Below are 15,019 nucleotides of genomic sequence, written 5' to 3'. Positions count from 1 at the left end.
AAGGAAATCCGGAGTTGGTTGTATTGTCTGTTTTGTTATTAAATTTTGATATTAATCACACTTTTTAACACGTCGGCCGTGTTATGTCTGCCTTTTCTGCGTTAACGCCGAGTTAAATATTGTCGAAGGTCAAGATCGCCGACTAGCTGTCGGCTTGGCGTTGAACGGGGAAATCCGTGATGAATTAGCCCGTTAGGTGGCCTGATGATCGCCACGCAGCAACATGACGTACTGGCTGGCGTGTTGACTTGTGCATGATGGCGTGTTGGTCGAGGCGGTTTCCATCGGCGCCAGTTGCAGCGCTATCCCGGATGTGGTGACCAGTTGCTGTAGCTGAGCGTGACTTATCTTGCCGCTTGGCTGCAGGGGGAAGCAGAGCGGAGCGCCCGCTTTGAGCAGGGTCGCCAGCGGTTGCAACAGGTGGACAAGGGTGGACACGTCGCCATCAAGCGGGCGGCTTAGCCAGATGCCATCGTAAGGGAGCACCGAGTGCATCTTCGCCAGCGGGCAGACCCGCACTGCTTGTCCGGATTGCTGCGAGGCGACTTTGGCGTCGGCCGGTACCGCTTCACAGGCGGTGACCACATACCCTTCTGCACGCAGCCAGCACAGATCCTCCCCCGTACCGCATTGACCATTGAGCAGGTGAGCACCGGGTTTGAGACGCGCCACAAAGGCAGCTCGAACGTGGGCGTGCTGGTCGTTAAATGGCTGGGAAGCGGGGATGGCGTCAGAGTGTGGCACAGGGGTTACCTCAAGCAGGGGGCGCACAGGGTAACAAATCGGGGCCTGACTGCCAAAGCGCGCGGTCAGGCCCCGATTTGGATGTGATGAAGTTGCCGGAGCCGGTTAGCGGACGCAGGCAGGCCCGTGGGGCTGGGCCAGCATGGTGAACATGCTCTCTATCATAAAGGCGGATTCGCCCTGCAGGTCGATCCGCCCCGGAAAGTGGAGCCAGTTGATGATGTAGCCATCCAGAGTGCAGTGGAGCAGGGTGGCGGCGCGCTGCAGGTTGAGGTTGGCGGGCAGTTGGCCCCGCCGTACCGCATTGGCCAGGGTGGTCTCCAGATCCCGGAAGAAGTTGGCGGACTGGCTGCGGATATGCTCGCGCAGTGAGATGGCTTCCCCTTCCAGCGATTCGAGATTGAACAGGATGGTGAACATCTGCCGCTGGGCCGGATTGTGAATGAAGCTGTGGAGCACCCCTTCGAAGAAGAGGCGCAGTTGCCCCAGCGGATCCGGCTCATCTGGATTGAGGCAGGCATCGAGCTGGTGGGCGAGGGGGCTGCAGAGCTCCTGCCAGAGCGAAATGAAGAGTTCATCCTTGTTCTTGAAGTGCCAATAGATGGCCCCGCGGGTCAGGTCTGCCGCCCTGGCGATGTCGGTCAGGCTGGTCTTGGCCAGGCCCTGAGAGCAGAACAGATCCAGCGCCGTGCTCATGATGTGGCAGCGGGTTTGCTGCGCCTCTTCTTTGGTTCGTCTGGCCATCGAAATTTGTGCCTCATGCAAGCAAAAAGTCACTTACATACATTTATGAATGTATGTATATTGCCTCATCTTTCGACTATTTACCAACAGGGCCCGTGTGGCCCTGATTGTTCATTGACTGGCAAAGGCTCAGGTGTTTCATGCATAAACATATTCTTGCTCGTTCAGTTGGTCTTGCCTTGCTGGCTACAGGCTTGCTGGCAGGTTGTGGTGACAAGGGGGGCGCACCCCAGGGACAGGGCGGCATGCCCCCTGCGGCGGTCAACGTGGTGACCCTGCAGAGCGGTCCGCTGATGTTGACCACCGAGTTGACCGGCCGCAGCGCCCCGTTGCGGGTGGCCGAAGTGCGTCCGCAGGTGAGCGGCATCATCCTCAAGCGCCTCTTTACCGAGGGAAGCGATGTGAAGGCGGGCGATCTGCTCTATCAGATCGATCCGGCTGTCTATCAGGCGGCAGTCGCCAGCGCCAAAGCCAATCTGGCCAAGGCCGAGGCCAACGAGCAGAGTGCCCGCCTCAAGGCCCAGCGCTATCAGGAGCTGCTCAAGGTCAAATCCATCAGCCGTCAGGACTATGACGATGCCGACGCCAGCTGGAAGCAGGCCAAGGCGGAGATCATGGCGAGCAAGGCGGCTTTGCGTACTGCCGAGATCAATCTCGGTTACACCCGCATCACCGCCCCCATCAGTGGCCGCATCGGTAAATCCGCGGTGACCGAGGGGGCACTGGTGACCGCCCAGCAGGCTGACAGCCTGACCGCCATCCAGCAGCTCGATCCCATGTATGTGGATGTGCGTCAGTCCACCGCCGATCTGTTGCGCCTCAAGCGACTGGTCGCCGAGGGCAAGCTGACCCAGGACGAGCAGAAAGGGGCCAAGGTGACCTTCCAGCTGGAAGATGGATCCACTTATGGCGAAGAGGGCTCGCTGCAGTTCTCCGATGTGACCGTGGATGAGACCTCCGGCATGGTGACCCTGCGGGTGATTGTGCCCAACCCTCACCAGCTGCTGCTGCCCGGCATGTTCATGCGCGCCACCCTGCAAGAGGGTGAGCGGGCGCAAGGGCTGCTGGTGCCGCAAACTGCCGTGACTCGCACCCCCAATGGCGGTGCCACCGTGATGGTGGTAACCGCTGACAACAAGGTGGAGCTGCGCAACGTGCAACTGAGCCGTGTCGTCGGCAGCAACTGGGTGGTGGAGTCAGGGCTCACCTCCGGCGAGCGGGTGATCGTCGCTGGCTTGCAGAAAGTACGACCGGGCGCCGTGGTCAATCCCGCCGAGCAGGGTGCTGATGCACCGTCTGCTCAAGCTGCGTCCAACACCCCGGCCAACAAGTAGGATGGAGTAGTCGCCTCATGGCTCGATTTTTTATAGACAGACCCATTTTTGCCTGGGTGATCGCGCTGGTGATCATGCTGGCGGGCAGCCTGGCCATCATCAAATTGCCGGTCGCCCAGTATCCGAGCATTGCGCCGCCCGCTGTCGGTATTTCTGCCAGCTATCCGGGCGCATCCGCCAAAACGGTGGAAGACTCGGTGACCCAGATCATCGAACAGAACATGACCGGGCTGGATCACCTGCTCTACATGTCTTCCCAGTCTGACTCCGCGGGGCGGGTGTCGGTGACCCTCACCTTCCAGCCGGGGACCGATCCCGATATTGCCCAGGTGCAGGTGCAGAACAAGCTGCAGCAGGCGATGTCGCTGCTGCCGCAAGAGGTGCAGCAGCAGGGGATCCGGGTACAGAAGACCTCCAGCAGCTTCCTGATGGTCGCGGCCTTCATCTCCAGCGATGGCTCGATGAACAACGACGATCTGGCGGACTATGTGGTCTCCAACATCAAGGAGCCCCTGAGCCGTCTGGACGGGGTAGGGGATATCACCTTGTTCGGTAGCCAGTACTCCATGCGGGTGTGGCTCGATCCCAACAAACTCAACCGGGTGCAGATGACCCCGGGTGATGTGCAGGCAGCCATCAAGGCGCAGAACGCCCAAGTGGCGTTCGGCAAGCTGGGCGGCACACCGTCGGTGGAAGATCAGCAGTTCACCGCCACCATCATGGGTCAGACCCGCCTATCTACCGTGGAGCAGTTCAACGACATTCTGCTGCGGGTGAATCAGGATGGCTCCAAGGTACGGCTGAAAGATGTGGCCCGGGTCGAGCTGGCGGGCGAAAGCTATGACGCCGATGCGCTCTACAACGGCCAGTCTACCGCCGCGGTCGCCATCAAGCTGGCTACCGGCGCCAATGCGCTGGATACCGCCGAGAAGGTGCGTGCCAAGCTCAATGAGCTGTCGGATTACTTCCCGGCCAACATGGAGATCGTCTACCCCTACGACACCACGCCGTTTGTGAAGATCTCCATCGAGGAGGTGGTGCAGACCCTGATCGAGGCGATCTTCCTGGTGTTCTGCGTCATGTATCTGTTCCTGCAGAATTTCCGCGCCACCCTGATCCCGACCATTGCGGTGCCTGTGGTGCTGCTCGGTACCTTCGGGGTGATGGCGGCGTTCGGCTTCTCCATCAACACCCTCACCATGTTCGGTATGGTGCTGGCCATCGGCCTGCTGGTGGATGACGCCATCGTGGTAGTGGAGAACGTGGAGCGGCTGATGAGCGAGGAGGACCTCTCCCCGCTGGAAGCGACCCGCAAGTCGATGACCCAGATCACCGGTGCGCTGGTGGGGATCGCGTTGGTGCTCTCCGCCGTGTTCGTTCCGATGGCTTTCTTCGGCGGCTCGACCGGTGCCATCTATCGCCAGTTCTCGCTGACCATCGTCTCGGCCATGGTGCTGTCGGTGCTGGTGGCGTTGATCCTTACCCCGGCCCTTTGTGCCACCCTGCTCAAGCCGATGAAACATGGCGAGTTTGGGGCCAAGCGTGGCTTCTTTGGCTGGTTCAACCGCGCCTTTGATGCCGGTACCAATCGCTATCAGAGCGGCGTGCGCAAGGTGATCAAGCAGGGCGTGCGCTACAGCCTGATCTACGGTGCCATGCTGGCGGTGTTGGCAGTGCTCTTTATGCGGATGCCCACCTCCTTCCTGCCGGAAGAGGATCAGGGGGTCATCATGTCCATGGTCCAACTGCCGGTGGGGGCGACCAAGCAGCGCACCGAGGTGGTGCTGGCAGACATGCGCGACTACTTCCTGAAAAACGAGAAGGATAATGTCGATTCTGTGCTGACCGTATCCGGCTTCAGCTTCGCCGGTAGTGGCCAGAATGCGGGTATGGCCTTTATCAAGCTCAAGGACTGGAGCGAGCGCAAGAGCCCGGATCGCAGCGCCAATGCCATCATCGGCCGCGCCATGGGCTATCTGTTCAGCATCAAGGAGGCGCAGGTCTTCGCCTTCAACCTGCCTCCGATCCCGGAGCTGGGTACGGCGACCGGTTTTGACTTCTTCCTGCAGGATCGCGGCGGTATTGGTCACGACAAGCTGATGGCGGCGCGTAACCAGCTGCTCGGCATGGCGGCGCAGGATCCCACTCTGGTGCGGGTACGCCCGAACGGGATGGAAGATACGCCGCAGCTCGATATCAAGATCGACTACGAGAAGGCGCTGGCGCAGGGGCTATCCATCGCGGACATCAACAACACCCTGGCTACCGCCTGGGGCTCGTCCTACGTTAATGACTTCGTTGACCGTGGCCGGATCAAGAAGGTCTACATGCAGGCGGATGCCCCCTTCCGGATGAACCCGGAAGATCTGAAACTCTGGTATGTGCGCAACAGTGCCGGTCAGATGGTGCCCTTCTCCGCCTTTGCCAGCACCGAGTGGAGCTTCGGCTCGCCGCGTCTGGAGCGTTACAACGGCGTACCGGCGATGGAGATCGTCGGTGAAGCGGCGCCCGGCAAGAGTACCGGTGATGCGATGGCAGCCATCGAGCAGATGGTGAAACAGCTGCCGGAAGGGGTGGGCATCGAGTGGACCGGGCTCTCCTTCCAGGAGCGGCAGGCCGGTTCACAGGCACCCGCGCTCTACGCCATCTCCTTGCTGGTGGTGTTCCTCTGTCTGGCGGCCCTCTACGAGAGCTGGAGCATTCCGTTTTCGGTGATGCTGGTGGTGCCGCTCGGGGTACTGGGGGCCATTGTGGCTGCCACCCTGCGCGGGTTGGAGAACGACGTCTACTTCCAGGTTGGTCTGCTCACCACCATAGGCTTGTCGGCAAAAAACGCGATTTTGATCGTGGAATTTGCCAAAGAGCTCTATGACAAAGGGATGGGCTTGGGTGAAGCTGTGGTGGAGGCGGCACGCCTGCGTCTGCGTCCGATCCTGATGACCTCGCTCGCATTTATCCTCGGGGTGCTGCCGCTGGTGATCAGCTCCGGCGCGGGTGCCAGCAGTCGTAACGCAATCGGTACCGGCGTGATGGGGGGGATGATCAGCGCCACCGTGCTGGCCATCTTCTTCGTACCGCTCTTCTTTGTGCTGGTGATGCGCTACTTCACCAAACACAGTAGCAAAGAAGAGCGCCTGACCCATACCCATGAGTCAAAACATGACTGATGGCATGCAGTTATTCTCTGCGCTAACCTGCACCATCAGAATGCGGGGTTATTCGGATCTGATGTGAAAATGGGGCAACCAAAACGGTTGCCCCATTTTTTGTTCCAATTGGCAATGTTCGGTTGATTTTTGATTGTGTCTTTGGTGGGGTCATACAGCTCTTGTGGTTTTCTATCGAATCTTGATTGAAAACAAGATGCTGAAACATTTTTGGTGTGCAGTCTTATCGGAATCGAGATAGAATCTTCCGCTCCATCGGGCTGGTACGGTGCGCTGTTTTTCCAAGCAAAGCTCTTTTTCGCGGTATTACGCGAAATGAACACATGCTTATGCACCATCACAACATAACAATGCTGGAGGACGTGATGACCAACAGCAAATACAATCAGGTTAAAAGCAGCAAACTGGGGGCTGTAACCCAGGGGCGGTAGCCATAGCATTTGTCGCAAACTTGATTAAATAGTACTCACCAATACACATTCTGGTGATGTTAAGAGACCCCTGTGAGCAGTTTTTTATTTCTGACTCAGCCCGCAACCGCATCTATATCAACTCCTCGCAAGAGATAACATATCTATGAAAATTCTCGTTACCGGTGGCGCTGGTTTTATCGGTTCTGCTGTCGTGCGCCATATCATCCGTGATACCCAAGATTCCGTTATCAATCTCGATAAACTCACCTATGCCGGCAATCTGGAATCCCTGGCCGATGTATCGTCAAGCGATCGTTATGCGTTTGAGCAGGTGGATATCTGCAATCGTGCCGAGCTGGATCGGGTGTTTACCCTGCACCAGCCGGATGCCGTGATGCATCTGGCTGCCGAGAGCCATGTTGACCGCTCCATCACAGGTCCTGCTGACTTTATCGAGACCAATATCGTTGGCACCTATATGTTGCTGGAAGCGGCTCGCGCCTATTGGAACGGTCTGGACGAGGTGCGCAAGGCGGCCTTCCGATTCCACCATATCTCCACCGACGAGGTGTATGGCGACCTGCCTCATCTGGATGAAGTCGCAGCCGGTGAGCCATTGCCACTCTTTACCGAAACTACCCCCTACGCCCCCAGTAGTCCCTATTCCGCCTCCAAGGCCTCCAGTGACCATCTGGTGCGCGCCTGGCGCCGGACTTACGGTCTGCCGACCATCGTCACAAACTGTTCCAACAACTACGGCCCTTATCACTTCCCCGAGAAGTTGATCCCGTTGGTGATCCTCAACGCGCTGGATGGCAAGCCGCTGCCGGTCTATGGCAAGGGCGACCAGATCCGTGACTGGCTCTATGTAGAAGACCACGCGCGCGCGCTCTACAAGGTGGTGACCACGGGCGTGGTCGGGGAGACCTACAACATCGGCGGTCATAACGAGAAGCAGAATCTGGAGGTGGTACACACCATCTGTGATTTACTGGACGAGATGGTGCCGAAGGCGGGCTCTTATCGTGAGCAAATCACCTATGTAGCGGATCGTCCCGGTCACGATCGCCGCTATGCCATCGATGCGACCAAGATGAGCAGTGAGCTTGCTTGGCAACCGCTAGAAACGTTCGAGTCTGGCATTCGCAAAACCGTGCAGTGGTATCTGGATAACCAGCAGTGGGTCAATAACGTCAAGAGTGGGGCCTATCAGTCTTGGATTGATCTTCAGTACGGAGAAGAAAAATAATGAAAGGCATTATTCTGGCTGGCGGCTCAGGCACTCGTCTCTATCCGATTACCATGGGTGTTTCCAAGCAGTTACTGCCTATATACGATAAGCCGATGATCTATTACCCGATTTCGGTATTAATGCTGGCGGGCATTCGTGAAATTTTGATTATTACCACCCCAGACGATCAAGTGTCATTTCAGCGTTTGCTGGGTGATGGCAGCCAGTTTGGCATCACGCTGGAATATGCAGTACAAGCAAGCCCCGATGGGTTGGCACAGGCATTTTTGATTGGTGAACAGTTTGTCGGTGATTCCAGTGTTTGTTTGGCCTTGGGCGATAATATTTTCTGGGGCCAAGGCTTCTCGCCCATTTTAAAACGTGCGGCGCAGCGCTCAAGAGGTGCCACTGTATTTGGCTATCAGGTGAAAGACCCTGAACGCTTTGGCGTGGTGGAATTTGATGCGGACATGAAGGCGGTATCAATTGAAGAGAAGCCCGCCCAACCCAAATCTCAATACGCTGTGACGGGTCTCTATTTCTACGACAACAAGGTCGTGGAACTGGCCAAGCAGGTGCAACCCTCACATCGGGGCGAACTGGAAATCACCACATTAAATGAGATGTATCTCAACGCTGGTGAACTAAATGTCGAATTGCTGGGGCGTGGTTTTGCTTGGCTCGATACCGGCACTTATGAAAGCCTGCACGATGCTGCTTCGTTTGTAGAAACCATAGAAAAACGTCAAGGTTATAAAATCGCCTGCTTAGAAGAGATCGCTTGGCGCAATAAGTGGCTAACAGATGACCGACTTAGCGATGCAGCAAATAAAATGGCCAAAAATAGCTATGGCCAATATTTGTTTGATTTATTAAATAAATAATAGAGATTGCAATGAATCTGATTAATCTAATCGATTTTCCTGCGCTAGGTGATGAGCGTGGTGCGTTAGTCGCGCTAGAATCAAATCGCCACATCCCATTTGATATTAAGCGAGTTTATTATATTTATGGCACATCCCAAGGAGTGGCTCGTGGCTTTCATGCCCACAAGGTGCTTAAACAAGTCGCGATTTGTTTAAAAGGATCTTGCCGCTTTGTAATGGATGATGGCAAAGATAAACAAGACGTGATCTTGGCAACACCAGACAAAGGCCTGCTAATTAATGCCATGCAGTGGCACGAGATGTACGACTTTTCTGAGGATTGTGTGCTGATGGTGTTGGCTGATCAGCTTTATGATGAGTCAGACTATATCCGCGAGTATACACAATTTATTGAGGCGGCTAATACCCATGTTCATTCATCCGCTCAGTGATGTAAAAAGCAACAATATAGGTGAAGGCACCCGCATTTGGCAGTTCGCCGTTGTCCTGAAAGAGGCCACCATTGGCCGTAATTGTAATATTTGTGCCCATACCCTGATTGAAAACGATGTAGTGCTAGGGGATAACGTCACCGTGAAATCGGGCGTCTATATTTGGGATGGTACCACCATTGGTAATAACGTATTCATTGGCCCCTGTGCCACCTTTACCAATGATAAAATGCCGCGTTCCAAAGTGTATCCTGAAGCGTTTGCTCGTATCACTATTGAAGACCATGCATCTATTGGGGCCAATGCTACTTTATTACCGGGGATTGCCATCGGTAAACATGCTATGGTGGGTGTCGGTGCAGTAGTCACAAAAGATGTGCCTGACTATGCAGTTGTTGTTGGAGCGCCGGCAAAAGTTGTTCGGTATATTAAACAAAATACGCAATAACACTTCTTATTTTCTAATTATGGAGATGATTTTATGTTGAAAAATGTTATTTTAAATAAATTTAATGAGGCTTTAGACCAAATTAATGTATCTAAACAGTATGAAGAAATCGCTGACGGGGTGGTTTTGTTAGAAACCGAATTAGACTCATTAGGTTTTGCTATTTTAGTAACGTTGTTAGAGGAAGAGCTTGATTACGATCCATTCCAGATGATGGATGATGCTGTATATCCCAAAACATTCGGTGAATTTGTTGCTATTTATGAAAAGTATGCAAAATAAAAACGTAAACAGTTTGCTGGCATTCTTAAAATTAGTGCCGGGCGAGCGTCCATTTTTGGTTAATAACAGCATCAATTTAACTTATGCAGATATAGTTGATTTTTCTGAAAAAAAACTAATTGAATATGGTTTTTGTGCTGGAAAAAATATTGCTGTCAGCTTTGAATCTAGAGCATTAGCTTGTCAAATTCTGCCTTCATTATCTGAGTTAGCTAAAAATCTCCTGATCATTCCATCTGGCCTCAATGATGAGGTTGTTAATTCTTTCTTTGACAAAGCTAATATTGAATATATCTTTAGATGCATGGATGATGGTATTGAAATTAATAAGTTGACTGAGTTCGCAGAAACAGATTCAGATAATACCACTCGAAATGGAAATTGGATATTAGCTACATCTGGTACAACCGGGAAGCCTAAATTAGTTTCTTATGGTTTGCAACAACTAACCAATTCAACCAAAACCGATTTGAGTAAGGGGCCACTCTATAATTGGGCTCTGATATACGATGTTAATAGATTTGCTGGCTTGCAGGTTTATTTTCAGGCTCTGATGTCTGGTTCTAAATTAACGGTTTTAGAGCAAGCAGATAGTCTTGAATCGGTTATAGATGTTTTAGTTCAGACCAATGTGAATTGCTTATCTGCAACACCATCATTTTTCCGTAAATTGCTTATGAATCCTAGGTGTGATTCTATTGATTTGAAAAGAATTACATTAGGTGGTGAAATTGCAGATCAAACTATTTTAAATAGCTTATCAAGGCTATACCCATTATCTAAAATATCGCATATCTATGCCTCAACAGAAGCTGGTGTTGGTTTTGTTGTTAAAGATGCAAAAGAAGGTTTTCCGTTAAACTATATAGATAATAAAACGCTATTATCTACATCTACATCTACATCTACATCTACATCGTTGAAAATAAAAAATGAAACATTGTGGATAAAATCAGCCTCTACAGCAGAAAGTATTGTTAGTGGGACTTTTGAGTTTGATGAGTTTGGGTATATTAATACTGGTGACTTGGTTTGTATAAAAGGGGATAGGGTTTTATTTTTAGGTCGTGAAAGTGGAACAATTAATGTTGGTGGTAATAAAGTTATTCCAGAAGAAATAGAGAATGTATTACTTACTCACCCATTGATTTCAGAATGTCGTGTATTCGGAAAGGCAAGTTCAATGATGGGCATGTTGGTGGCTTGTGATGTCGTTATAATAGATCCCAGATTGGCCAGTTCTGATTTGAAAAAAAGCATACAGGAATACACGAAGAAATACCTTGATTCATTCAAAATTCCTGTTTTGATAAAGTTTGTCAATGAAATTGAGAAAAATTCAGTTGGGAAAATAAAAAGGAATCTGGCTTCATGAAAACAGTTATTGTAACCGGAGCGAGTAAAGGGTTAGGGCTGGCAATATCTAAAAAATTGATCACTGAAGATTTTAAAGTTATAGGGATAAGTAGAAGTGAAGGGGATTTCTCTTCTTTAATTGAAAGTTCTCCTGATAAAGCTTTTTTTTATACCTATGATTTTTCTGAAACAGACGGGATATCTGATTTGGTTAAAAAAATAACCAAAGAGCATGGACGTCTGTTTGGGTTGGTTAATAATGCCGCTATCGGACATGATGGCGTCTTGGCCACTATGCATGAAAAGGATATTTTTCAATTAGTTACAACAAACGTTACCGCACCAATTTTATTAACAAAATATGCTTCACGTTCAATGCTTTTAAATGGTGCAGGGCGTATTGTGAATGTTGGTTCAATAATCGGAAGCACTGGCTTTAATGGACTAAGCGTTTATGGTGCCACAAAGTCAGCTCTATCTGGTTTTACTAAGTCTTTAGCTAGAGAAGTAGGTAAAGCTAATATTACGGTAAATACATTAGCCCCTGGCTATATGGAAACAGCAATGACAGCGGGTTTGCAAGGAGATAAGTTAGCATCAATAAAAAGGCGCAGTCCGTTAGGGCGTTTAGCAAATGTTGATGATGCAGCATCCGCGGTTGTTTTTTTACTATCTGATGCTGCTGCATCAATTACGGGGACGACATTAACAGTGGATGCAGGGAGCACAGCATAGTGACAGTTAAAATACACCCATCGGCTATTATTTCTTCATTGGCAATTATTGAGGAAAATGTTGAAATTGGGCCGTATACAATTGTTCATGATCATGTTCATCTTGGTGTTGGGACAAAAGTTGGTTCGTTTTGTGAGCTTGGCTTGCCTACACCACTTGCCCAAAAAAAAGATTTGGTGTTCGGCCAAAATTGTAATATTAGAAGTCACAATGTTTTTTATGCTGGTTCTCAAATTGGTGATGCACTAAATACAGGTCATTACGTCAATGTAAGAGAAAATGCTATTATTGGTCATGGGTGTCAGTTTGGTAATCGTTCTGATGTTCAAGGTGACTGTTCAATAGGTGACTATACCAAATGTCATGCAGATGTTCACATTGGTAAATATTCTAATGTTGGTAAGTTCGTATGGCTATTCCCAGAGGTATTACTGACAAATGACCCAACTCCACCAAGTGAAGATTTATTAGGGGTTACAATCGGGGATTATTCTGTTTTAGCCTCTAAATCTCTAATTTTACCTGGTGTTATCATTGGTAAAGACTGCGTTATATCAGCAGGTTCAGTAATAAAAGATAATATTCCAGATGGTAAGTTGGCTAGTGGTAATCCATCAAAAATCATCTGTGATGCAAAAATATTACGAATGCATAAGAATATAAAGCAAAAGGCTTACCCATGGCGTTTCCGCTTTCATCGTGGTTATCCTGATGTTGTGATTGATTTTTGGAATAATGAATTTAAAGAGATAAAATAGTGACTATAAACTTCCTCGATTTAAAAACCATCAACAATCAATACCAACAAGAACTCAAAGAGGCTTGTGCCCGCGTCATTGATTCCGGTTGGTATATCATGGGTAATGAACTTATCCAATTTGAAACCGAGTTTGCTGCATATTGCAGCACCAAGCACGCGATTGGTGTGGCCAATGGGCTGGATGCATTAATCCTTACCTTACGTGCTTGGAAGGAACTGGGTAAATTGCAAGCAGGTGATGAAGTGATTGTCCAGGCTAATACCTATATTGCTTCTGTACTGGCCATCACTGAAAATGACTTGGTGCCGGTATTGGTTGAGCCAAACCCTGCAAGCTATAACCTCGACCCCGCCACGCTGGCCGCCGCCATTAGCCCCAAAACCAAAGCCATTCTGCCGGTGCATTTATATGGCCAGTTGTGCCCGATGCCAGAAATTATGGCCATTGCCAAACAGCATAACTTATTGGTGCTGGAAGATTGTGCTCAGGCTCATGGTGCCGAGATGAACGGTCAACGAGCTGGTAACTGGGGCGATGCTGCTGGCTTTAGTTTTTACCCGGGTAAAAATCTCGGTGCTCTAGGAGATGCTGGTGCTATCACCACCAATGACGATAAACTTGCACAGACTCTTAAAGCTCTGCGTAATTATGGGTCTCATAAAAAGTATGAAAATCTGTATCAAGGGGTGAATAGCCGTCTTGATGAGATTCAGGCCGCCATGCTGCGTGTAAAGTTGCCGTATCTGGAAGCTGAGACCATTCGTCGCCAACAAATTGCTCAAGCTTATCGCTCGGGGATCACTAATCCACTGGTCATTTTGCCTAATGTAATCGATGAGTTGGCGCATGTTTGGCACCTGTTTGTTGTGCGCTGTGAAACGCGTGAAGCACTGCAAGCTTATTTAATGGAGCAAGGTATTCAAACCCTGATTCACTATCCAGTCGCACCACATAAACAACAGGCATATAGCCAGTGGAACAGTATATCTCTGCCATTGACAGAGGATATCCATCAGCAAGTTCTTTCTCTTCCGCTTGACCCTACGATGAGTGACGCTGCGGTTGCGCAAGTAATTGCTGCTGTTAATGGGTTTAATACATGAAGCGTTTACTCAAAGTCACCGCTATGACAGGGTTATTAACCTTGCTCAGAATGGCGATGGGGTTTGTTATTGCCAAGGTGGTGGCCATTTATACTGGCCCCACTGGCTTGGCCATGCTTGGCCAAGTGCAAAGTATGGTTGGTAGCTTGAACGGGATTATTAACGCACCTGCCGGTAGCGGAGTCGTACGTTTTACCGCTGAATATAAGGACCAAGGCTTTGAAGCCTGTACACCTTGGTGGCGTGCGGCCTTTCAATGGGTGTTGATTATCTCTTTGGTTGCAATTCCCTGTGGCTTAATATTATCGAAGTCTATCGCAGCTTGGTTGTTTCAAGATAATTCCTTGGCATGGATTGTGATAGCTACTATCTGTACATTGCCACTCGCAGCTATTGGCACATTGTGTAACTCAGTTATCAACGGTCAACAGTTATATCGCCGTTATGTATGCCTGGGTGTACTCTCGGCGCTGATTTCTGGCTGCGTTATGCTGGGCATGATTGCTTGGAAAAATATTGAAGGTGCACTATTAGCCGCCGCAGTGCAAGCAGCCTTGATTGGTGTTGTGATGTTAATTGCTAACCTGCGACAGCCTTGGTTTAAGCTGCGTTATTGGTGGGGCGCGGTGGAGCCTAAAGCGCGCAAGCAAATCGGCGGTTATATGCTGATGGCAATCACCAGTGCCTTGACCGTGCCGATCTCACTAATCTTGGTGCGCAATATTTTAATTGATCAAGTAGGCTGGGATGCCACTGGCCAATGGCAAGCGGTGTATAAAATCTCTGAAGTCTATTTAGGGGTGATAACTATGGCGCTTGGCACTTATTACTTGCCACGCTTATCATCTCTCAGTGATGTAGATTCTATTATTTCTGAAATTCACAAAACAGCACGAGTTATAATCCCTATTGTTGCCCTAATGGCACTAGGAGTGTATCTACTACGTGACGTTGCGATTTCATTGTTATTTACCAATGAGTTTCGTAATGCTCGTGATCTGTTCGCTGTTCAGTTAACTGGGGATGTTATTAAAATTGCGAGTTGGCTTTTCGCCTATCCAATGTTGTCGCGTGGTGCAACCAAATGGTTTGTTTGCACGGAAACGTTCTTTTCTTTGTCATTTGTTGCATTGAGCTATTTATTTGTATCAAGTATTGGTACGCAAGGTGCTACTATTGCTTATTTTGTAAATTACTCAATATATTTTTTATGTATCTATTTAAATTTAAAAAGATTCGCCCGTTAGTTACCATGTTAAAAACATAATTTTTATTTTTATATCAGATTGGCTGGTTAAGTGATATAGCTTGTCTGGACAAAATTTCTGTTGTTCAGGAGTTAAGTCTGTAAGGTAAATGTGGCATGGTATTAAATGTTAGGGG

15 protein-coding genes are annotated in these 15,019 nt (G+C 49.8%); 12 read left to right on the top strand and 3 right to left on the bottom strand.

Going from position 1 to position 15,019, the window contains the following annotated elements:
* Positions 1 to 192: 192 nt before the first annotated feature.
* Both ACTG2T_RS02835 and ACTG2T_RS02830 read right to left on the bottom strand, forming a co-directional pair.
* Complete coding sequence (locus ACTG2T_RS02835; RefSeq protein WP_330125007.1) at positions 193 to 744, bottom strand: class I SAM-dependent methyltransferase; 552 nt, start codon at positions 742 to 744, stop codon at positions 193 to 195.
* Between the two features lie 105 nt (positions 745 to 849).
* Positions 850 to 1,488, bottom strand: coding sequence for a TetR family transcriptional regulator (locus ACTG2T_RS02830; protein ID WP_193859840.1), 639 nt, complete (start codon positions 1,486 to 1,488; stop codon positions 850 to 852).
* A gap of 140 nt (positions 1,489 to 1,628) precedes the next feature.
* Here ACTG2T_RS02830 and ACTG2T_RS02825 point away from each other — a divergent pair, with 140 nt between their 5' ends.
* The gene (locus ACTG2T_RS02825) at positions 1,629 to 2,822 is read left to right on the top strand and encodes an efflux RND transporter periplasmic adaptor subunit (protein ID WP_021231193.1); all 1,194 of its coding nucleotides are present in this window, start codon (positions 1,629 to 1,631) and stop codon (positions 2,820 to 2,822) included.
* A 17-nt stretch (positions 2,823 to 2,839) separates the two neighbouring features.
* Positions 2,840 to 5,989 carry an efflux RND transporter permease subunit gene (locus ACTG2T_RS02820; protein ID WP_323874810.1) on the top strand — a complete coding sequence of 1,050 codons (3,150 nt, stop codon included), beginning with the start codon at positions 2,840 to 2,842 and terminating at the stop codon, positions 5,987 to 5,989.
* Positions 5,990 to 6,024: 35 nt separating this feature from the next.
* Here the strand turns inward: ACTG2T_RS02820 and ACTG2T_RS02815 are convergent, their stop codons facing one another.
* Positions 6,025 to 6,429: a hypothetical protein gene (locus ACTG2T_RS02815; RefSeq protein ID WP_330125006.1), complete on the bottom strand. Its 405-nt coding sequence runs from the start codon at positions 6,427 to 6,429 to the stop codon at positions 6,025 to 6,027.
* A gap of 136 nt (positions 6,430 to 6,565) precedes the next feature.
* Here ACTG2T_RS02815 and rfbB point away from each other — a divergent pair, with 136 nt between their 5' ends.
* The 10 genes from rfbB to ACTG2T_RS02765 are packed head-to-tail and all read left to right on the top strand — an operon-like array spanning position 6,566 to position 14,883.
* Positions 6,566 to 7,651 carry a dTDP-glucose 4,6-dehydratase gene (gene rfbB / locus ACTG2T_RS02810; protein WP_330125005.1) on the top strand — a complete coding sequence of 362 codons (1,086 nt, stop codon included), beginning with the start codon at positions 6,566 to 6,568 and terminating at the stop codon, positions 7,649 to 7,651.
* The gene (rfbA, locus tag ACTG2T_RS02805; RefSeq protein WP_330125004.1) at positions 7,651 to 8,517 is read left to right on the top strand and encodes a glucose-1-phosphate thymidylyltransferase RfbA; all 867 of its coding nucleotides are present in this window, start codon (positions 7,651 to 7,653) and stop codon (positions 8,515 to 8,517) included. Before rfbB ends, rfbA begins: the two co-directional genes overlap by 1 nt.
* Before the next feature lie 11 nt (positions 8,518 to 8,528).
* On the top strand, positions 8,529 to 8,951 hold the full coding sequence (locus tag ACTG2T_RS02800; RefSeq protein WP_330125003.1) for a sugar 3,4-ketoisomerase: 423 nt from the start codon (positions 8,529 to 8,531) through the stop codon (positions 8,949 to 8,951).
* Positions 8,929 to 9,399 (top strand): acyltransferase, encoded by a 471-nt coding sequence (locus ACTG2T_RS02795; protein ID WP_330125002.1) that lies wholly within the window; start codon positions 8,929 to 8,931, stop codon positions 9,397 to 9,399. The genes ACTG2T_RS02800 and ACTG2T_RS02795 overlap by 23 nt, the downstream gene beginning before the upstream one ends.
* Before the next feature lie 33 nt (positions 9,400 to 9,432).
* A complete protein-coding gene (locus ACTG2T_RS02790; protein ID WP_330125001.1) occupies positions 9,433 to 9,681 on the top strand; it encodes a hypothetical protein in 249 nt (82 codons plus the stop codon).
* A complete protein-coding gene (locus tag ACTG2T_RS02785) occupies positions 9,662 to 11,056 on the top strand; it encodes a class I adenylate-forming enzyme family protein (RefSeq protein WP_330125000.1) in 1,395 nt (464 codons plus the stop codon). Before ACTG2T_RS02790 ends, ACTG2T_RS02785 begins: the two co-directional genes overlap by 20 nt.
* Positions 11,053 to 11,772 carry an SDR family NAD(P)-dependent oxidoreductase gene (locus tag ACTG2T_RS02780; RefSeq protein WP_330124999.1) on the top strand — a complete coding sequence of 240 codons (720 nt, stop codon included), beginning with the start codon at positions 11,053 to 11,055 and terminating at the stop codon, positions 11,770 to 11,772. Before ACTG2T_RS02785 ends, ACTG2T_RS02780 begins: the two co-directional genes overlap by 4 nt.
* Positions 11,772 to 12,530 carry an acyltransferase gene (locus tag ACTG2T_RS02775; RefSeq protein ID WP_330124998.1) on the top strand — a complete coding sequence of 253 codons (759 nt, stop codon included), beginning with the start codon at positions 11,772 to 11,774 and terminating at the stop codon, positions 12,528 to 12,530. The genes ACTG2T_RS02780 and ACTG2T_RS02775 overlap by 1 nt, the downstream gene beginning before the upstream one ends.
* A complete protein-coding gene (locus tag ACTG2T_RS02770; protein ID WP_330124997.1) occupies positions 12,530 to 13,636 on the top strand; it encodes a DegT/DnrJ/EryC1/StrS family aminotransferase in 1,107 nt (368 codons plus the stop codon). Before ACTG2T_RS02775 ends, ACTG2T_RS02770 begins: the two co-directional genes overlap by 1 nt.
* Positions 13,633 to 14,883 (top strand): O-antigen translocase, encoded by a 1,251-nt coding sequence (locus ACTG2T_RS02765; RefSeq protein ID WP_330124996.1) that lies wholly within the window; start codon positions 13,633 to 13,635, stop codon positions 14,881 to 14,883. The genes ACTG2T_RS02770 and ACTG2T_RS02765 overlap by 4 nt, the downstream gene beginning before the upstream one ends.
* Positions 14,884 to 15,019: the final 136 nt, after the last annotated feature.

The sequence above is a fragment of the Aeromonas sp. 75A genome (genome assembly GCF_051919425.1).
In the GTDB taxonomy this organism is placed as follows: domain Bacteria; phylum Pseudomonadota; class Gammaproteobacteria; order Enterobacterales; family Aeromonadaceae; genus Aeromonas; species Aeromonas veronii.
The sequence above is the reverse complement of the archived record's forward strand: the minus strand, read 5'-3'. Positions and strand labels throughout refer to the sequence as shown.